The sequence below is a fragment of the Thalassospira lucentensis genome (assembly GCF_001613805.1).
In the GTDB taxonomy this organism is placed as follows: domain Bacteria; phylum Pseudomonadota; class Alphaproteobacteria; order Rhodospirillales; family Thalassospiraceae; genus Thalassospira; species Thalassospira lucentensis_A.
On sequence record NZ_LPVY01000024.1, the window covers coordinates 1 to 19,406 of the forward strand.

General features: G+C 57.3%; 15 protein-coding genes and 1 other RNA gene. 8 read left to right on the forward strand and 8 right to left on the reverse strand.

Annotation, left to right across the window (positions count from 1 at the left end; translation table 11 throughout):
• Positions 1-46 precede the first annotated feature (46 nt).
• Positions 47-442: RNase P RNA component class A (gene rnpB, locus AUP42_RS19320), an RNA gene on the reverse strand.
• Positions 443-641: 199 nt separating this feature from the next.
• On the opposite strand from rnpB, the gene AUP42_RS19325 reads away from it, so the two are divergent.
• On the forward strand, positions 642-1,454 hold the full coding sequence (locus AUP42_RS19325; RefSeq protein ID WP_170954190.1) for a transporter substrate-binding domain-containing protein: 813 nt from the start codon (positions 642-644) through the stop codon (positions 1,452-1,454).
• Between the two features lie 8 nt (positions 1,455-1,462).
• Here the strand turns inward: AUP42_RS19325 and AUP42_RS19330 are convergent, their stop codons facing one another.
• From AUP42_RS19330 to AUP42_RS19350, 6 genes are all read right to left on the reverse strand, one after another.
• Positions 1,463-2,191 (reverse strand): N-acetylmuramoyl-L-alanine amidase, encoded by a 729-nt coding sequence (locus tag AUP42_RS19330; RefSeq protein WP_082824859.1) that lies wholly within the window; start codon positions 2,189-2,191, stop codon positions 1,463-1,465.
• Positions 2,192-2,206: 15 nt separating this feature from the next.
• Entirely contained in the window at positions 2,207-3,079 is an 873-nt protein-coding gene (locus AUP42_RS19335; protein WP_062953244.1) for a DMT family transporter, read from the reverse strand.
• A gap of 35 nt (positions 3,080-3,114) precedes the next feature.
• Positions 3,115-3,411, reverse strand: coding sequence for a type II toxin-antitoxin system RelE/ParE family toxin (locus AUP42_RS21275; RefSeq protein WP_082824860.1), 297 nt, complete (start codon positions 3,409-3,411; stop codon positions 3,115-3,117).
• Positions 3,405-3,587, reverse strand: coding sequence for a hypothetical protein (locus AUP42_RS19340; protein ID WP_062953245.1), 183 nt, complete (start codon positions 3,585-3,587; stop codon positions 3,405-3,407). The genes AUP42_RS21275 and AUP42_RS19340 overlap by 7 nt, the downstream gene beginning before the upstream one ends.
• A gap of 78 nt (positions 3,588-3,665) precedes the next feature.
• Positions 3,666-5,498 (reverse strand): ATP-binding cassette domain-containing protein, encoded by a 1,833-nt coding sequence (locus tag AUP42_RS19345; protein WP_062953434.1) that lies wholly within the window; start codon positions 5,496-5,498, stop codon positions 3,666-3,668.
• Positions 5,499-5,605: 107 nt separating this feature from the next.
• Positions 5,606-6,418 carry a TerB family tellurite resistance protein gene (locus AUP42_RS19350; protein WP_156484660.1) on the reverse strand — a complete coding sequence of 271 codons (813 nt, stop codon included), beginning with the start codon at positions 6,416-6,418 and terminating at the stop codon, positions 5,606-5,608.
• A gap of 199 nt (positions 6,419-6,617) precedes the next feature.
• Here AUP42_RS19350 and AUP42_RS19355 point away from each other — a divergent pair, with 199 nt between their 5' ends.
• The 3 genes from AUP42_RS19355 (at position 6,618) to AUP42_RS19365 (ending at position 11,486) form a co-directional block, all read left to right on the forward strand.
• Positions 6,618-8,612: a methyl-accepting chemotaxis protein gene (locus AUP42_RS19355; RefSeq protein ID WP_062953246.1), complete on the forward strand. Its 1,995-nt coding sequence runs from the start codon at positions 6,618-6,620 to the stop codon at positions 8,610-8,612.
• Positions 8,613-8,875: 263 nt separating this feature from the next.
• Positions 8,876-10,840 carry a methyl-accepting chemotaxis protein gene (locus AUP42_RS19360; protein WP_062953247.1) on the forward strand — a complete coding sequence of 655 codons (1,965 nt, stop codon included), beginning with the start codon at positions 8,876-8,878 and terminating at the stop codon, positions 10,838-10,840.
• A 136-nt stretch (positions 10,841-10,976) separates the two neighbouring features.
• A complete protein-coding gene (locus tag AUP42_RS19365) occupies positions 10,977-11,486 on the forward strand; it encodes a winged helix DNA-binding protein (RefSeq protein WP_062953248.1) in 510 nt (169 codons plus the stop codon).
• Between the two features lie 93 nt (positions 11,487-11,579).
• Here AUP42_RS19365 and AUP42_RS19370 read toward each other — a convergent pair whose 3' ends face one another.
• Positions 11,580-12,329 carry an SDR family oxidoreductase gene (locus AUP42_RS19370; protein WP_062953249.1) on the reverse strand — a complete coding sequence of 250 codons (750 nt, stop codon included), beginning with the start codon at positions 12,327-12,329 and terminating at the stop codon, positions 11,580-11,582.
• Positions 12,330-12,600: 271 nt separating this feature from the next.
• On the opposite strand from AUP42_RS19370, the gene AUP42_RS19375 reads away from it, so the two are divergent.
• The 4 genes from AUP42_RS19375 to AUP42_RS19390 all read left to right on the forward strand — a co-directional run bounded on the left by AUP42_RS19375 (position 12,601) and on the right by AUP42_RS19390 (position 19,261).
• Positions 12,601-13,575, forward strand: coding sequence for a TRAP transporter substrate-binding protein (locus AUP42_RS19375; RefSeq protein WP_062953250.1), 975 nt, complete (start codon positions 12,601-12,603; stop codon positions 13,573-13,575).
• Positions 13,576-13,714: 139 nt separating this feature from the next.
• Positions 13,715-14,227, forward strand: a complete 513-nt coding sequence (locus tag AUP42_RS19380; protein WP_062953251.1) for a TRAP transporter small permease — start codon at positions 13,715-13,717, stop codon at positions 14,225-14,227.
• Between the two features lie 10 nt (positions 14,228-14,237).
• Positions 14,238-15,539, forward strand: a complete 1,302-nt coding sequence (locus AUP42_RS19385) for a TRAP transporter large permease (protein ID WP_062953252.1) — start codon at positions 14,238-14,240, stop codon at positions 15,537-15,539.
• A 68-nt stretch (positions 15,540-15,607) separates the two neighbouring features.
• Positions 15,608-19,261 carry a hydantoinase B/oxoprolinase family protein gene (locus AUP42_RS19390; protein ID WP_062953253.1) on the forward strand — a complete coding sequence of 1,218 codons (3,654 nt, stop codon included), beginning with the start codon at positions 15,608-15,610 and terminating at the stop codon, positions 19,259-19,261.
• Positions 19,262-19,406 lie beyond the last annotated feature (145 nt).

A 19,406-nucleotide genomic window follows, 5' to 3' on the forward strand; every position in this document is an offset into this window, starting at 1 on the left:
GGCGGGGCAGGTCCCCGCCGATCTGTTATCGGCATCAGAAAAAGAAATAACCAGATGGCCTGTAAGCCGGGTTCTGTCCATGCGGCGAACCGCACTGGATGGCCATTCATCTGGGACGCCCGTCGCCGGACGCCTCCTGCAACCAACCCGAATGGTGGCGCGGAAACCCGCCTGCCGACAATGCCGAAGCATCCGGCCGACCATTCCTATTAGGTTTTGCTCCCGGTGGGGTTTACCATGCGTCCCGCATTGCTGAAGGACCGGTGCGCTCTTACCGCACCCTTTCACCCTTTCCTGATGGCTTGCGCGATCAGGTGGTTTGCTTTCTGTGGCACTTTCCCTAGGGTCGCCCCCGCCAGCCGTTAACTGGCACCGTATTTCCATGGAGCCCGGACTTTCCTCCCCCGTTCCGAAGAACAGGGGCGGCCATCCGGCCATCTGGTGGGCGTGATGTAGGTGACATTGACCCCGTCGTCAAGAAAAAGCAGTGGCTACAGGGGCTTATACGATCGTTATTTTAACCATGTGAAAAATGCATGGAAGCCCGGAAAACTGCGGGTTTGCCATATCCCTCGTAAGGGGGTATGTCCTGTTTCCGGTTTCATATGGATGATGCCGGATTTTCATTTGAAGGATTGGCCATGGGTGCGGCGCTTCGGGTTTTGAGCGCGATATTGATCTTTTGTGCTGTGCCGTTGGTCGCGCAGGCAAAAGACGTGCGCCTGTGCTATGACGAATGGACGCCCTATGCCTATGACGATCAGGGCGTTGCCCGCGGGCTTGCGGTGGATATGGCGACCCGTTTTCTGGAAGATGCCGGGCATTCGGTGACGTTCGTGCAGATGCCGCTTGCGCGCTGCCATTTTTCAATCCGCTATGGGGCGGTGGATGGTTTGCTGCTGGATGATCTGTCGATGGCGGATCAAACCGGGCTTGTGACATCGGCCGAGTCCCTTGTAAGCCGGGTGACAGTGGCGATTGTGCGGTCAAGCTTTACCGTTGCGACCTATGACGGGCCGGAAAGCCTTGATAACACCAACTGGCTTAAAGTCATCGGGCAGCCTTATCCCGAGGAAATCCTTGCCAATGACACCATGCATCCGGTGGAAGTCGCCGAATATGCCAAGGGTTACGAGATGCTGAAACGGCATTATGTCGATGTGCTGTTTACTGATCTGGCCTGCCTGCGGTTCAGCGGCGGGGATCAGAAAAGCCTGATGGAGTTTAAGGTGTTGCGTCCGGCGGTCGAGACGGCCAAGCGGTATATGAGCCTTCGGCCCGAACTGGCATCGGTCATCAATGATTTTGACCGGGAAATGGCGCACGGACTGGTGAACGGGGTGGTGGATGATATCTATCGCCGGCATCTTGGTTTCAGCCGGGTCGGCTTTGCGCGCTATGTCGGATTGTCGGACGTGCCGATTGCCAATCCGGGCGGGCTGATTGCCCAGTAGGCTTTCCCCTATCGCCCGGTTTTCGCTAGCAGGGCGCGCAAGATCGCGGCACATTCGCCGTCCACCTTTCCCGAAATATCGGACGGCCGCCAGTGGCGCTGAAAGGCGATGCGGCGTTTGAGCGTATCGTTTGGCCCGTATCCCAGACGATCCAGCATCGCGTCAAATTCGGTTTCGGTGCAGGCGTCATCATCCTTAGTTGGTTCCGCGCGCGCCCATAATCCGATGCCGTTGGCGGCAAGCCGATCCCAGGGGAAAAGCTCGCCCGGGTCTTCCTTGCGGTCGGGGGCCATGTCGGAATGGGCGATGATGCGGTCAGGCCGGATATCATGGCGGGTCAGGATATCGCGGCACAGCGCGATCACCGCATCGATCTGAATATCGGGAAAGGCGCGATAGCCGAATTCATGGCCGGGATTGACGATTTCAATGCCGATGGAACTGGAATTCACATCTTCGCATTCCTGCCACTGGCCGCGCCCGGCATGCCAGGCGCGTTTATCCTCGTCGACCAGTTGGAAAATGGTGCCGTCTTCCTCGACCAGATAGTGGCTGGAGACGGAGGCCGCCGGATCGCACAGGCGATCCAGCGCAGCCGCACCGCTTTGCATGCCGGTATAATGCAGGACGAGGATATCGACCTTGCGGTCCCCCTTGGCATCACCGGGTCGGTCGCCGCAATTGGGCGAGGGGCGGGCGATGAAGCGGTTCTTGAGGTTCTCGTTTCCGGCAGACATTGTGGGCATTGCGGGTCAGTCCATTCCCTGTTCCTGTTGCTGCGGCGGTTTGCGCAGCATGATCACGCCGACCCCGGCCAGAACCGTCAGGCCGCCGATGATCTTGAGCGTGCTGATCGGTTCGTTAAAGACAATGAACGATCCGGCGACGCTGATGACCGGGGCCAGCAATGACCACGGCACCACCACATTCACATCCTGCGTTTTCAGAAGATGATACCAGAAGCCATAGGCCACGATGGACGACATCACGACGGTGAACGTCGTGTTGGCCCATGCGGCCCAGCTTGCATCAAAGATTGCATCAACAGCCGTGGGTTCCAGCACAAGCGAGAGGATCAGCAATTGCGGGGCGGCCATCAGCGCCATCCAGCCATTGAGCTGGAAGGTATCGATATTGCCGAGTTTCTTGATCATGACATTGGCAACCGCCCACATGAAGGCGGCAAACACCACCAGCAACAGGGGCAATTGCAGGTCGGTCATGGTCGGGTCCCAGAACATGATCATGACCCCGGCAAAGGCCAGCGTCATGCCCGAAAGCCGTTTCCAGCCCAGCCGGTCATTGAAGAAATAGGTCGCCAGCATCGAGGAAAACGGCACGCCAAGCAGAATGATGATCGCGACCGGCCCGGCATCAAGCATCGACAGTGCAAAGAACAGCACCCCGAAATGACCGGTGCCAAAGACGACCGACAGAATGGCGAGACGGCCAAAGCGTCCCGACGGCATTTTGGTGAAGGGCAGCAGCAGGACAGCAACCGCACCAAAGCGGATTGCGGTCAGCATCAGGGGCGGGATTTCGCCGACCGCGCCTTTGACGGTCAGCATATTGACGCCCCAGATCACGGCAACGGACAGGGCCATCAGAACGGCTTTGAGGGGCATGGCACGGGCTTTCGGCAGTGGCGCACAAAGAGATATCAGTCACTATTAGCGGGTGGCGGCGTGAAGGACTGACGTTGATGCAAGATAGCAATAATTACAGTTTGACTGCTATCAGTTTGATAAATCAGGCGCCAGGAAAAGACAGCGATTTCACGGATTTGCGGATTGCCGATTTCAGGAACAATCCGCCCGCGTGCGGAAAAATCAGCCAGAGTTTCTGATTTATCAGCAATCGTGTCGGAAACATGCCGGGCATAATGCGGCGCTGTTTCTGAAAGATATCGATGAATTTGGCCAAGTTGCGATAGAGCGTGATCTGACCAGATCACCATTCGGCGATGGCCTTACGGACGTCAGCCAGATCATGCGTTTTGCCCGCCGCGATGTCGGCCTGACCGCGCCGGATGTTTTCCAGCACGTAAAGCCGATACATGATGTCATCCATGCTGGCATCATCGGGAAGCTTGGCAATCGCGTCGATTGCATCCTGTTTTACAGCGTGGCTCATACCGATCCCCTGCAATGTTCAGTCAAAAGAGTACGGTTTTAACCGGAAAGTTGCAAGCGGTTGGCGGCGGTCCCGGGCTTATGACAGCCCGAGTTCCTCGCGGAGCATTTCGAGTTCGAGCCAGCGTTCTTCACCGGCTTCGAGTTCGGCCCGCACAGCGGCCATGCGGTCGACCTTTTTCTGGAAGGCATCCGGGTCCTTGGTGAACAGGCTGCCATCGGACAGGGCGGCTTCGATTTCGGCAATCTCGGCCTCTAGCTTGGCGATCTGGCCGGGCAGATTGTCGTATTCGCGCTGGTCCTTGTAGCTCATCTTGCCGGTCGGCTTGGGCTTTGCCGCCGGGGCGGGGGCGGATTTTTTGCCGCCTTTGCCCGATGTGCTGCCAAGCTTTTCCTCGGCCACGGCGGGGGCGGCGGACAGTTTGCGTTGCGCGACATAATCGGAATAGCCACCGGGATATTCGGTGGCGATGCCGTTGCCTTCCATCACGATAGATGACGTCACGACGCGATCGAGGAAGTCACGATCGTGGCTGACGAGAAGCAGGGTGCCTTCGTAATCGGCGAGCATTTCCTGCAACAGATCAAGCGTATCCATATCAAGATCGTTGGTCGGTTCGTCCATGATCAGAAGGTTGGTCGGCTTGGCAAGCTGTTTGGCGAGAAGCAAACGGTTGCGCTCCCCACCCGACAGCGCGCCGACGGGGCTTCTGGCCTGTTTTTCATCAAACAGGAAATCGCGCAGATAGCTTACGACATGGCGCGGGTTGCCACGCACCATGACCTGATCCCCGCCGATATCGCACAGCGTATCCCACAGGGTCATGGTGTCATCAAGGGCCGCACGTTTCTGATCGAAATAGCTGGCATTCAGGTTGGTGCCGATCTTGATCGTGCCGCTATCAGGTTCAAGCTGCCCGGTCAGCATTTTAAGCAGGGTGGTTTTGCCCGCCCCGTTCGGGCCGATAATGCCGACCTTGTCGCCGCGCAGGATACGGGTCGAGAAACCCGAGATGATCGTGCGGTCACCAAAGGATTTGGTGATGTCGGTCGCCTCGATCACGACCTTGCCCGAGGTGCTTCCGGCGTCAGCCGCGAGTGACACATTGCCAATGCGTTCGATCTGCTGCGATCTGGTTTCGCGCATATCATAAAGGCGGCGCAGACGGCCCTGATTGCGTTTGCGACGGGCCGAGATGCCCTGCACGGACCAGACGGTTTCCTGGGCGATCAGTTTATCAAGCTTGGCGCGTTCCTCGGCCTCCTTGCGGAAGATTTCCTCGGACCATTCTTCGAATTTCGCGAAGTTCTGATCGGTGCGGTGCATGACACCGCGATCAAGCCACAGAATGCCGGTTGAAATCGCGTTCAGGAAGGCGCGGTCGTGCGAGATGGCGACAACCGCCCCGCGGAAGTTTTTGATCTCGCCCTCAAGCCATTCGATGGTCGGCAGGTCAAGATGGTTGGTCGGCTCGTCGAGCAGAAGGACCTGCGGATCGGCGATCAGGGCGCGCGCAATTGCCGCGCGGCGGCCTTCACCGCCCGAGAGTTTGGTCGGGTCGGCCTGCGGATCGATATTGACCGAGTCCAGCAGCATATAGACGCGATAGGCGTAATCGATTTCATGTTCGTCCAGAGCCGAGAGGACGTAATCCTCGACCGTGGCGAAACCATCGAATTTCGGTTCCTGATTGAGATAGGCGACCTTGCAGCCCGGCTGAACGAAACGTTCGCCGCCATCGGCCTCGATTTCACCGGCGATGATTTTAAGCAGGGTCGATTTCCCGCCGCCATTGCGCCCGACAAGGCACAGGCGATCCCGTTCGCCGATGGCAAAGGAGACATCGGAAAACAGATCGTTGCCGCCAAAGGTCAGACGGATATCGTTTATATTGATCAGCGGTGGCGCCATGGAAAAACCGATAAGCTTGAGGTCACAAAAATGTGCCCCCTGCAAACCGCAAATCGCGGCATCTTGCAAGGGAAATCATTGCATGCAGGGCAGATGTGCGTGGCAAACTAGCGAATGCCGCGTTCCTTGCGGATCTGATCCCATGCGGCATTGATACGGGCCATCTTGTCGTTTGCCTGTTCGATGAATTCGGGCGGCATGCCCTTGGCCATCAGGGTATCGGGATGGTTTTCGCGTGACAGTTTGCGATGGGCGGCCTTGAGGTCATCGTCGCTGGCATCGCGGCCTAGGCCAAGCTGTTCATAGGGATCGGGGCCGCCGGGGCTGGTGTAGGCGTGATGCACGCGATCAAAATCAACATCGGCAAAGCCGAATATGGTCGCGACCTTGTGCAGGTAATCCTTTTCGGCGGGATGCAGGGCACCATCGGCCATCGCGATCTGATAGAGCGCTTCGAGGATGCCTTCGAGCAAAGCACGTTCGCCGCGGAACAGAAGGGCGATCTGTTGGGCGTAGGGTTCAAAGCCGTCCGATGACTTGCGTGCCATGTCAAACAGGCGGCCGACATTCTTTTCCTCGCCCGGCGGGATGTGAAACACGCGCTTGAAGGCGTTGATTTCATCACGCGATACCACACCATCGACCTTGGCCATCTTGGCCGACAGTACGACAACAGCGGTGGCAAAGGCGACCTGACGCGCATCCTGCCCGCCAGCAAAGCTGCCCTGTGCGGTACCGGTATAGCCGCCGATGCGGGCTGTGCGGATATTGTGCTTGATCCTGTCGACGACATGACCGGCCGCGGCACCCAGAATGGCGCCAAGTGGCCCGCCAAGGGCAAAGCCCGCAGTGCCGCCAATGATTTTACCCCAGATGCTCATGCTTTTGATCAGGCTCTTGGTTGCGAAAAGGACATTCATTTATCGCCGTATCGGCCAGATGCCGACAGACAAAGCGCATTAGATAGTACGGGTGGCCGACGATACTAGTCCTTAAGTCTATGAAACAGGCTTTTTCGGATATTTATCTGGAATATTACGTTTTTCGTAACAATCTTTAGCTCAAGGTTGAATTAACAAAGTTGAATGAACAAAGATAAAGACTGCATCGGGGGAAACGATGAAATTTCTGTCACGAATGAAGCTGGTCTACCAGATTTCACTGGTCGGGCTGGTGGCGCTTGTTCTTTTTGTTTTTGTCGCGGGTGTTTTGTTTGTCAGCGACCAGCAAAGAAAATCGGCCGAGCACGAAGCCGCCAACGCAATTTCCGATCAGCTTTTGGTCGATCGGGTATTTCGCGAATTTCTGAATGCAAGGCGACGCGAGAAGGATTTCCTTTTGCGTCTGGATGAACAGTTTGTGACCGATCATGCGACAACGGTTGCGGCGGTTCGCAGCGGTCTGGAAACCCTTGCCAATGACCCGCAACTGGTTGAATTCCGCGACAATGTCAATCTGATCACCGCAGCATTCAACAATTATGCGGCGGCATTTGAAAAAGCCGTCGCCCTGCAACGTGATATCGGGCTGGATGGTGAAAGCGGGCTTTTGGGCAGCCTGCATACGGCCGCACGGAACATCGAAAATGCGTTGGCCGAAGTTGCCAAATTCGAGGCGATGCTGGGGCTGAGCCAGACCAAGGACATGTCGATGATCATGTTGATGATGCGCAGCCTTGAGAAGGATTTCCTTACACATCCCGACCCCGAAATCATCACACAGATGGATAACCGGCTGGCCGACTTCCTGAAGGCATTAAATGCCGCAACCAGCATCAAGGATGATAAAAAGGCATCGATGTCGGATTTGATGAAATCCTATGTCGATGATTTCAAAACCCTGTCGGCGACGATGCTGCAACGTGAAGAAGCGCTTGCGGAACTCAGCACGCATTACAGTAGTGCCGAACCGGTTCTTGAACAGCTTGGTGCCGATATCGGGGCCAATGTGGCACGTATCCAGAAAGAAGCCGAACAGATCGCGCAATCCGCCCTGATGATGACCATCGGGATTTTCGTGGTTGGTGCCCTATTGCTGGTGGTGTTTTCGATCATCCTGTCACGCGCGATTGTGCATGCGATTGGCGGTCTGACCGGCAAAATGACGCGGCTTGCCGGGAACGATTTTGACGTCGATCTGGGCGAGGTCGACCGCAAGGATGAAATCGGCGAAATGGCGCGGGCGGTTCTGGTGTTTCGTGAAAACGGGGTGGAACGCCAGAAACTGGAAGCCGATCAGCGCGCCGCCGAGGAAGCCCAGCGCAAGCGGTTTGAAACGCAGGAAAGCTATATCCGCGAATTTGATACCGAGGTCGTCACGATGATGACGGCGGTTGGCAGCGCGGTCGAGCAATTGCATACGGTGTCCGAGGTCCTTCGCAACAGCGCCAATACCGCAACCGAACAATCCAGCGCGGTTTCCGCCGGGACCGAGGAAGCATCGTCAAACGTGCAGCTTGTCGCGACGGCGGCGACCGAGCTTTCGGCATCGATACATGAAATCGCCGGTCAGGTAACCGAAACATCAAGCATGGCCCAATCGGCCAGCGAACGGGCGCAAAGCACGAATGAGGAAATCCAGGGCCTGAATGACGCGGCCCTTCGGATTGGCGAGGTGATCGGGCTGATCAACGATATTGCCGGGCAGACCAACCTTCTGGCGTTGAACGCGACCATCGAGGCGGCGCGCGCCGGTGACGCGGGCAAGGGGTTTGCCGTGGTTGCAAGCGAGGTCAAGAACCTTGCCAATCAGACCGCGCGTGCGACCGAGGACATTTCGGCCCAGATCAACGGCATTCAGCAGGCAACACGTTCGGCGGTGGATGCGATTGATGAAATCGTTCGCATGATCACCGATATCAGCGAACGGGCATCGGCGGTGGCCGCCGCGGTTGAACAACAGACCGTCGCGACCAGTGAAATATCGCAGAATGTCGAACAGGCCGCCGCGGCCACCAGCGAGATTTCGGCCGCCATGCAGGGCGTATCGGGCGCGGTATCCGATACCAATGCGGCGGCAGGCGATGTGCGGGGATCGGCGGAAAATCTGGGCGATCAAAGCGGCGGATTGCGCCGCCAGATCGATACCTTCCTGCAACGGATGCGGTCGCTTTAACCAGAAGCCATATGTCGCGTCAAAAGGCAGTTCGGGAAACCGGACTGCCTTTTTTGTCTGTTTCCGGCAGATGTTTGAAAACAAAAAAGGTTGGTGTATGCCCCCTGTAAACCGGGGGGGCGGACACCCAATTAACAGAATTGGGCCAGACCAGAAGCGCACAAGATGCCGGTTTCGCCCGCAAGCCCCACCACTCAAACAAGTTCCATACCTTTTTAAGGGTGGATTGTGCCTTTTGACTGTTCCTGTCGGGGGAAAGTGACATGAATTTTCTATCGCGTATGAAGCTGATTTATCAAATCTCGTTGATCGGGGTGGCGGCCTTATCGATTTTTGCCATCGTTGCCGTGGTCCTGTTTGTGGCGGACAATCAGCGGCAGACCGCCGAAGTGCAGGCAGAACAGGCGCTTGAGGACCGGTTGGTTGTTGACGGGATCGCGCGCGAATTTCTGAATGCGCGGCGACGCGAGAAGGATTTCCTGTTGCGGCTGGATGAAAAATACGTCGCGGCCCATGCCGAAACCGTTGCAACCGTTCAAAGCGGCCTGAAAGCACTGGCCGCAGACCCGGCGCTTGACCGGTTTGATAGCGAAATTGCGATGATTGAAACGTCATTTGACAATTATGCCGCCGAATTCCGGACGATTGCCAATCTGCAACGCGAAATCGGGCTGAACGAGGAAAGCGGTCTTTTGGGCAGCCTGCGCGGATCGGTTCATAATGTTGAAGAAGCGCTTGCGAAATACGAGGCCGACAAGCTGACGATCATCATGTTGATGATGCGCCGTCACGAGAAGGATTTCCTGGCGCGGATCGATCCGAGATATGTCGAACGTATCGATGCCCGTCTGGCGGAATTTGGCCCGGCACTGGCGGCGACGGACAGTATCCCGGCAGATGAAAAGCAGAAGATCACCGATCTGATGAAATCCTATGTCGCGGATTTCAAGGCGCTGGCGGCGGGCATTCTTCAGCGCGAGGAAGAACTGGGCAAGCTGAGTGACTATTACGCCGAAGCCGAACCGGTTCTGGAACAGCTCAGTGCCGATATTTCGGCCATCGCAACCGCAATGAAGGCCGAGGCCGAGGCGATTTCGCGCCGCAGCCTGATCACGACGGTGGTGATGTTTGTGGTCGGCGCACTGGCGTTGCTGGTGCTGTCGATCTTGCTATCGAAGGCGATTGTGCGGGCGATTACCGGACTGACCGGCAAAATGACGCGGCTTGCCGATAACGACTTTGATGTCGAGATCAATGAAGTCAATCGGGCGGATGAAATCGGTACGATGGGGCGGGCGGTTCTGGTGTTCCGTGAAAACGGGATCGAGCGGGTCAAGCTTGAAGCCGCCCAGCGCGAGGCGGACGAGCGCCGGCGCAAACGCATGGAAACGCAGGAACAATATATCCGCGAATTTGATCAGGCGGTGGTTTCCGTCATGGCCGAGGTCGGTGTTGCGGTCGAACAGCTTCATCAGGTGTCAAACGTGCTTCGGCGCAGTGCCGATACGGCGGCAAGCCAGTCGATGGCGGTGTCATCGGGGACCGAGGAAGCATCATCAAACGTGCAGCTTGTCGCGACGGCCGCGACCGAGCTTGCGGCATCGATCAACGAGATTTCCGGTCAGGTCAGCGAAACATCGAACATGGCGCAATCGGCAACCGAACGTGCGCGTCATACCAATGAAAACATTCAGGGGCTGAATGATGCGGCGCTCAAGATCGGGGAGGTCATTGGCCTGATCAGCGATATCGCCGGGCAGACCAACCTTCTGGCACTTAACGCCACCATCGAGGCCGCCCGTGCAGGCGATGCCGGCAAGGGATTTGCGGTCGTGGCAAGCGAGGTCAAGAACCTTGCCAATCAGACGGCCAAGGCCACCGATGAAATCACCAGCCAGATCAATGGTATCCAGCAGGCGACGGGATTGGCCGTCGAGGCGATTGACGAGATCGTCCGGATGATTTCCGATATCAGTGAACGGGCGGCTGCGGTTGCCGCCGCGGTCGAACAGCAGACGGTTGCGACCAGCGAAATATCGCAGAATGTTGAACAGGCCGCCGCCGGGACCGAGGAAATATCAGCGGCCATGCAGGGCGTATCGGCGGCGGTGGCGGAAACCAATGTTGCCGCCAATGACGTGCATGGTTCGGCCGATAATCTTGGCACCCAAAGCGGCAATTTGAGGGGCCAGATTGACGGGTTCCTGGAGCGGATGCGATCACTTTGATAACGAAATGTCGGCAATGATATGCAGCCTGGGCTTGTCCAGGCTGCTTTTTTTGCGATAAAATCCCGACAAAGCGTATAAGTGAATGCCACAAAGCGCATCGCGAAAGTTAACAACGGGATTTCAGGAACGCCGCATGACCGACAAACCACGTATTGTATCATCATCGCATCTTGTATCGGAACGTGCCGCCGAGCTTTCCGAGCTTGAATTTGCCCTGATCCTGTCGGGTAATGCGTTTAACCGCTGGATGGTGCGGTGCATGCGGGCCGCAGGCATGCCCGATGTTTCGGTGCTTGATATCCTTGTTCTGCATAACGTCAATTCACGCGAACGGGAAAAGAGCCTGTCGGAGGTGTGTTTCGTTCTGAATGTCGAAGACAGCCATCTGGTCAATTACTCGCTTAAAAAACTGCGCAAGCTGGGGCTGGTTGACGGGATCAAGCGCGGCAAGGAAGTGCATTATTCGACGACCAAGGAAGGCCGCGAAATGTGCCAGAAATACCGTGACGTCCGCGAGGCCTGCCTGATCGAGACGTTCCAGCGGCTGGGCGTCAATCACGAGGAAGTCGGCGATGTGGCCAAGACGCTGCGCGCGATTTCGGGCGTTTATGATCAGGCATCGCGTGCGGCGAGTGCGATGTGATTAACTTCCAGAGTTTCTGAAGAGCAGATAAAAGGCAGCGCGATGGTTATCGGGGCTGCCTTTTTCATGTCTGCGTGTTCGGGCGTCCCGACCTTAGGGTTGGGGCAGAAGGGTCCGGTTATGGGTCGGGGACATGATGATTTCGTTAAAGCAGATCCGTGCCGGGGCCGCGACGACATAGGTGACCATGTCGGCCAGATCGTCGGGCTTTAGCATCAGGGCGCGTTCGTCTTCTTTGATCGGGACGGGGCGCTGGTCAAGGATCGGGGTCGCGACTTCGCCGGGGCTTATGCAGCAGCAACGGATATTGTTGTGCATTTCTTCCTGATTGATGCTGTGTGACAGGTCGACAACGCCGCGTTTGGACGCGACATAGGCCGGGCCTGCGACGGGGAATTCATGCTTTGCCGCCCAGGATGCAATATTGATGATCAGCCCGTCCTTTTGCGCGCGCATCAGGGGCAGGGTCGCGCAAACCGTGTTCGCCACACCATTGAGATTGACCGCGACGATGCGGTGCCAGTCAGCGATATCAAGATCGCGCCAGTGCCGTTTGGGGCTGTTCATGCCGGCACAATTGATCAGGACATTGATTTTGCCCATGGACGCCTGAATGTTGCGCGCGGCGTCCGCGATCTGATCGCTGTTGCTGATATCAAGCGGATGGATTTCGACCTTTCCGCCATCTGAGGTGATTTCGTTTGCGACCTTCTGAAGGGCTTCTTCGCGCCGTGCAGACAGGGCGACCTGTGCGCCCGCCGCGGCAAGCGATTTTGCAATGGCCTCGCCAATGCCGCTACCGGCACCGGTGATCCAGACCGATTTCCCCGAAAGATCCTGCACGGGCTTTCTCCCTGTTTGTTATTTGCCGGGACACTAGCACACGGACATAAGTCGAGGAATATCATATTGGTGGGGCGTTCTGATCGGTGTTCGGGTGGGGCAATGCCGATAAAATATCCTGCGTAGTTTCCCGCATTATGCATATCAGCCATGAAATAACATTGACAATTTATCAGTAAAATGTGACCGTTCTGTTGGGAGGCTACTTCGGAGTCACGAGATGCGCGCGAAAATGCATGTCGGCCTCATCACACACAGGGAGACTTGACTGATGCTTAAAAAGGCACTTTCCACCGTTGCAGTTGCCGCGATGACCATGTCGGCCGGTTTTGCCATGGCAGCCGAAAAATGGGATATGGCGACCCCGTATCCGGATGCGACATTCCATACCCAGAACATCATCGAATTTGCCAAGGACGTGAAAGAAGCGACCGGCGGTGAACTTGAAATCACGGTTCATTCCGGTGGTTCGCTGTTCAAGCACCCGGACATCAAACGTTCGGTGCAGCGCGGTCTGGTTCCGGCCGGCGAAACCCTGATTTCGCTTCTGGCGAACGAAGACCCGGTTTACGGCGTTGACGCGATCCCGTTCCTTGCGACCAGCTATGACGAAGCCAAAAAGCTTTGGGAAGCTTCGCGCCCGGCGGTTGAGGAAAAACTGGCGGCTGATGGCCTGAAGGTTCTTTATGCCGTCGCATGGCCGGCACAGGGTCTTTATACCGCAAAGCCGGTCAATACGGTTGAAGACCTGAAAGGTCTTAAATTCCGTGCCTATAATGCCGCGACCTCGAAACTGGCGGACCTGACCGGCATGGTCGGCACCCAGGTTGAGGTTCCGGAAATCCCGACCGCCTTTGCGACCGGCATTGTCGAAGCGATGATGACCTCGCCCTCGACCGGTGCGAATTCCAAGGCATGGGACTTTGTCGAAAACTTCTATGACGTTCAGGCATGGCTTCCGAAAAACATGGTGATCGTCAATGCCAAGTCGTTCGACGGTCTGTCGCCGGAAGTTCAGAAAGCCGTCATGGACGCAGCCGCCAAAGCCGAAACGCGTGGCTGGGAAATGAGCATGGCCGAAACCGATGCGCAGAAAAAGGTTCTTGCCGATAACGGCATGAATGTTGCCGCACCGAGTGCCGAGCTGAAAGCTGGTCTTGCCAAGGTTGGCGAACAGATGGTTGCCGATTGGCAGGCCGAAGCCGGTGATACCGGGGCTGCCATCATCGACGCCTTCAAGAAGTAAGCGCGAAACCACGTTTCCCGATCCGGGTGAAAATGCCCGGATCGGGACGCCCCGCCGAAATTCATGATATGACTGTCCGAAGGGGCTTTGCCCTTGTCAGCCACCACTGGGAAATCCCGCGGGCGGAAAGGGGACTGCTGTGCGCAGATCATTAGATTATTTGTTCAAATTCAGTGCGGGGTTAGCAGCCATTTTTCTGGTTGCCATCGCATTGCTGATCCTGGCCTCGTCGCTGGGCCGGTTCTTTGGAATTGCCGTGCATGATGCCAATGAACTTGCCGGTTTCTCGCTTGCGGCGGGGACGTTCCTCGCACTTGGTCCGGCACTTCGGGCGGGCACCCACATCCGGGTTCTGATCGTGTTATCGCACCTTAAGGGCGGTGTACGCCGGGTGATCGAGACCATTACGCTGGCGCTGGCAAGTTTCCTTGGCGGGTATTTCGCCTACTGGATGGCGGTTCTGGCAGAGGAAAGTTTTTCGTATGGCGATACGTCGCCCGGTGTTCTGGCCTTTCCGCTCTGGATTCCGCAGGCCGCCATGGCGCTTGGACTGGCTGTTTTTACCATCGCCATGCTTGAGGCATTGTTCGACGTGGCACGCGGTCAGCAGCCCGGCTTTGCCACGCGCGAAACCAGCGAACTGACGGAATAGGGGGACGGTCATGGGTGTACTTGAAATCGGCCTGATCCTTATGGGGATCATGTTCCTGTTCCTTGGGGCGGGGCTTTGGGTGGCATTGTCGCTGTTTGCGGTTGGTGTCATCGGACTTGAGTTTTTTACCAGCGCGCAGACCGGGCCGATCATCGCGACGACCGCGTGGTCGGGGCTTGCAAGCTGGTCGCTGGCACCGCTGCCGCTGTTTATCTGGATGGGTGAAATCCTGTTCCGGTCGCGGCTGTCCGAAGACATGTTCACCGGCCTTGCGCCGTGGCTGAACAAGCTTCCGGGCCGGTTGCTGCATGTCAATATTCTGGGCTGCGGGATTTTTGCCGCTGTTTCGGGTTCGTCGGCGGCAACCGCGGCCACGATTGGCCGGATGTCGATCCCGGAACTGCGCAAGCAGGGCTATGCCGACAAGCTGATCCTTGGCACGCTGGCCGGGTCGGGGACGCTTGGGCTTCTGATCCCGCCTTCGATCATCCTGATTGTTTACGGGGTTTCGGCCGAGCTTTCGATTGCGCGCCTGTTTATTGCCGGCATCCTGCCCGGTGCGATGCTGATCATCCTGTTCATGGGCTTTGTCATGATCTGGGCGACGATCAACAAGGACAAGATGCCGCCTGCCGGGCCGGTTTACAGCTTTGTCGAGAAAATCCGGGCGTCCGGTCGCCTGATCCCGGTGATCGCGCTGATTGCTGCGGTGATCGGATCGATCTATGGCGGGATTGCCACCCCGACGGAGGCCGCGGCCTTTGGTGTCGTCGGTGCGCTGATCCTGTCTGCGATCAGCGGGTCGCTGAACTGGGCAAGCTTTATCGACGGCCTGATGGGGGCGACGCGCACATCGTGCATGATCGGTTTCATCTTGGCCGGGGCGGCGGTGCTGACCGTCACCATGGGCTTTACCGGCATTCCGCGCGAGCTTGCGGCATGGATCGCGGAAATGAACCTTTCGCCCTATGCGTTGCTTGCGGCATTGACGGTGTTCTTTATCGTGCTGGGCTGCTTCCTTGACGGGATTTCGGTGGTGGTTCTGACCACCTCGGTGATCCTGCCGATGGTGCAGGCCGCCGGGATCGATCTTTTGTGGTTTGGCATCTATGTGGTGCTGGTGGTCGAAATGTCGCAGATCACCCCGCCGGTCGGTTTCAACCTTTTCGTTCTGCAAGGGCTGACAGGCAAAAACCTGTTTTCCATTGCGCTGGCTTCCCTGCCGTTCTTCTTCCTGCTGTTGCTGGCGGTTTTGCTGATTACGGTCTTCCCCGAAATCGCCACCTGGCTTCCGCAGAAAATGAACGGCTGACCCGCGCCGTTTAACGGCCGGCGCATTCGCAAGATTTGTTTGAATACGATGCTGAAGGAGTAAGCATCATGGCTTCGCACACCCAAAATTCGTCCGCTTCGCAAACCACAGATCAGACGACGGGACAGCCGAAATGGCAGTTCTGGATCGACCGTGGCGGTACCTTTACCGATATCGTCGCCCGCAAACCCGATGGCAGCCTTCTGACGCACAAGCTGCTGTCGGAAAACCCGGAACGTTATGCCGATGCCGCCATTCAGGGCATTCGCGAACTGCTTGACGTCCCGGCGGGCGAGAAAATCCCGGCCGAGAAAATCGAAGCGGTAAAGATGGGCACCACGGTTGCGACCAATGCCCTGCTTGAACGTAAAGGGGATCGCACGGTTCTGGTGACGACGACCGGTTTCCGTGATGCGTTGCGCATTGCCTATCAGAACCGCCCGAAGCTGTTTGATCGCAATATCAAACTGCCGGAAATGCTGTATGAGCGCGTGATCGAGGCCGATGGCCGCTTTGATGCGCAGGGCGAGGAACTGACCGCGCTTGATCGCGAGAACCTGCGGAAGGATTTGCAGGCAGCGTTTGATGACGGTATCCGGGCCTGCGCCATCGTGTTCATGCATGGTTATCGTTATACCGCCCATGAAAATGCAGCCGCCGAGATCGCACGCGAAATCGGCTTTACCCAGGTATCGGTCAGCAATCAGGTCAGCCCGTTGATGAAACTGGTGTCGCGTGGCGATACCACGGTGGTTGATGCCTATCTGTCGCCGATCCTGCGCCGTTATGTTGATCAGGTTGCCGGTGAACTGGGCGGTGTGAAGCTGATGTTCATGCAGTCCAATGGCGGGCTTACCGATGCCGCCAAGTTCCAGGGCAAGGATGCTATCCTTTCGGGCCCGGCGGGCGGTGTTGTCGGCATGGTGCGGACCGCGGAAATGGATGGCTTTAACCAGGTCATCGGGTTCGATATGGGCGGCACATCGACCGACGTTTCGCATTATGACGGCGAATATGAACGCGATTTCGAAACCCAGGTTGCCGGTGTGCGCATGCGCGCCCCGATGATGAAAATCCATACGGTTGCGGCCGGTGGCGGGTCGATCCTGCATTTCGATGGCGCGCGTTTCCGCGTTGGCCCGGACAGTGCCGGTGCCAATCCGGGACCGGCGGCGTATCGCCGTGGCGGGCCGCTTGCCGTGACCGATATCAATGTCATGCTGGGCAAGGTTCAGCCGGACTTCTTCCCGAATGTGTTTGGCCCCGAAGGCAACGAGCCGCTTGACGCGGATGCGGTCAAGGCGGGCTTTGCCGACATGGCGCTTAAGATCAAGGACGCCACCGGTCAGGTCCGAACCCCCGAAGAAGTCGCCGAAGGGTTCCTGCGCATCGCGGTCGAAAACATGGCGAACGCGATCAAGCAGATTTCGGTTCAGCGCGGCTATGACGTGACCGATTATATCCTGCAATGCTTTGGCGGGGCCGGTGGGCAGCATGCCTGTCAGGTGGCTGATACGCTGGGCATGACACGCGTGTTTGTCCATCCGTTTGCCGGTGTTCTGTCGGCCTATGGCATGGGGCTTGCCGATATTCGGGCAATGCGCGAACAGGCGGTCGAGGCGAAGCTTGAAACCGCTGCCCTTGCCGGGCTTGATGAAAGCCTTGAGGCACTGGCCGCCGAAGCACGTGGCGAGCTGCATGAGCAGGGCATTACCGATGCCAAGATCAGCATGCTGAAAAAGCTGCATCTGCGTTATGACGGCACGGATAACCCGTTGATCGTTGATTTCGGTGATGTTGCATCGATCAAGGCGCAGTTCGAAGAGCAGCACAAGCAGCGTTACGGCTTTGTCATGGATGAAAAGCCGCTGGTGGTTGAGGCCGTCGCGGTCGAGGCGATTGGCGAAACCCAAGGCCTGCCCGATGCCGAAGCCGAGGTTTCCAAGGATGGCGTCAAACCCGATCCGCTTGCCACCCGCAAGGTCGTGTTTGATGGCAAATCACAGGAAACGCCGTTCTATAAACGCGAAGATCTGAAACCGGGTGCCACCGTGCGCGGCCCGGCGGTGATTGTCGAGCCGGTCGGGACCACCGTTCTTGATCCGGGCTGGGAAGCCGAGGTCAATGGCCGGGATCACCTTGTGCTGACCCGTGTTGTACCGTTGAAACGGTCGGAAGCGATTGGCACGCAGGCCGATCCGGTGATGCTGGAAGTGTTCAACAATCTGTTCATGAATATCGCCGAACAGATGGGGGTCACACTTGCCAACACGTCCTATTCGGTCAACATCAAGGAACGGCTTGATTTCTCGTGCGCGCTGTTTGATCAGGAAGGTCTTCTGATTGCCAACGCACCGCATATGCCCGTCCACCTTGGATCGATGGGTGAATCGGTTCGGGCCGTGATGGAAAACAATGCCGGGAAAATGAAATCCGGCGATGTTTACATGCTGAACGATCCTTATAACGGCGGCACGCACCTGCCCGATATTACGCTGATCACGCCGGTCTTTGGTGATGACGGCAAGGAAATCCTGTTCTATGTCGCATCGCGTGGTCACCATGCCGATGTTGGCGGGATCACCCCGGGCTCGATGGCGCCAAATTCCCGTATTCTTGAGGAAGAAGGCGTTCTGATCGACAATTTCAAACTGGTTGATCAGGGCAGGTTTGACGAAGCCGGTTTGACTGCCCTTCTGGAAGGCGCGAAATACCCGGCACGTAACCCGTATCAGAACATCGCCGATCTGCGCGCACAGATTGCCGCCAATGAAAAGGGCGTGCAGGAATTGCGCAAGATGGTCGATCACTTCGGGCTTGATGTTGTGCATGCCTATATGGGCCATGTGCAGGACAATGCCGAGGAAAGTGTTCGTCGCGTGATTGACGTGCTTAAAGACGGCGAGTTTTCCTATGAAATGGATAACGGGGCAGTGGTGAAAGCCAAGGTCACGATCCATAAGGAAACCCGTTCGGCCACGGTTGATTTCACCGGTACGTCCGATCAGCTTGATAACAACTTCAACGCCCCATCGGCGGTGACGCGGGCGGCAGTTCTTTATGTCTTCAGAACGCTTGTTGATGATGACATTCCGCTGAATGCCGGGTGCCTGAAGCCGGTTAACCTGATCGTGCCGGAAGGCTCGATGCTTAATCCGCGTTATCCGGCCGCCGTGGTTGCCGGGAACGTTGAAACATCGCAGCATGTGACCGATACGCTGTATGCCGCCCTTGGCGTGATGTCGGGTGCGCAGGGCACGATGAACAACTTCACCTGGGGCAATGATACGCACCAGTATTACGAAACCATCTGTGGCGGTACCGGTGCGGGCCCGGATTATGACGGGACGTCGGGTGTGCATTCCCACATGACCAACTCGCGCCTGACCGACCCGGAAGTCCTTGAATGGCGTTTCCCGGTTCTGCTTGAAAGCTTTGGCATCCGCAAGGGTTCCGGCGGTGCGGGCAAGCACAAGGGCGGGGATGGCACGGTGCGCCGGGTTCGCTTCCTTGAGGAAATGACCGCATCAATCTTGTCCAACCACCGTCGCGTGCCGGTTCAGGCCGTTGGCGGCGGGGAGCCAGGCAAGCTTGGCCGCAATGCGATCGAGCGCACCAACGGCACGGTCGAGGAACTCAAGGGCACCGATGGCGCCACCATGTATCCCGGTGATGTCTTCATCATCGAGACGCCGGGCGGCGGCGGTTACGGCAAAGCCTGATCATAATACTCAGAGCCGACAGGACATCCGGGAACACCCGCCCCTCATCACGGGGTGTTCCCGACAGGGTGTTACTTGTCAGACTTGCAGCCGCCGGGAAACCGGCGGCTTTTTTAATTCTGTTTGATGAAATGCATGTTTTAAA